The sequence below is a fragment of the Rhizobium sp. 01T444 genome, from assembly GCF_056398305.1.
In genome coordinates, this window is sequence record NZ_JBFTPD010000391.1 from 1 (window position 1) to 531 (window position 531).

Sequence of the window (531 nt, forward strand, 5' to 3'; positions counted from 1 at the left end):
GCCCCACATGTCGATCTCCCAGGATGCGTCGAAGCCCGCTTGATAGAGGGTATGAGGCTCGCTCAGGACGTCGATGAGCGCGCTGCGATTGCCGGGGTTCAGCGCATCGATCAGCCGCGTGCTTTCGCCGAACTCGCTCTGCCGCTGCCGTGCAGCAGCTGCCTGCGCGTTGAGCTGAGGGCCACGCTGGGCCTCGGCCGCCTGCCGTTGCATGCGGCTTTGCGCGAAGCGCAGCGCAGCGGTCTGGAGATCCTGGTTGGCGGCGAGCGCCTGCGCCTCCAGCGCATCGAGCACCGGGTCGCCGAACATCTTCCACCCGGCGGGCAGGGCGGTCGCCGACGCGTCGCGCTGCCTTGGATCGATCAGATCCGGCGAGCCGCCATGCCAGGCCGAGAAGTCGACGGGCGCATCGGGTGTCGCGGGCTCGAACTCGGGGCCGAGCGCGCAGTCGGCGAGCGTCATCGCCGCCATCAGCGCCAGGAAGCCGCGTCCGGGACGCGTGCGGGAGATGGGAATCGGTGTCTTCATGGC

Annotated in this window: 1 protein-coding gene; it reads right to left on the minus strand. The window is 69.7% G+C overall.

Annotation, left to right across the window (positions count from 1 at the left end):
* A partial coding sequence (locus AC1DTN_RS39095) for a TolC family protein (protein ID WP_477925617.1) occupies positions 1-531 on the minus strand: 531 nt, incomplete at both ends.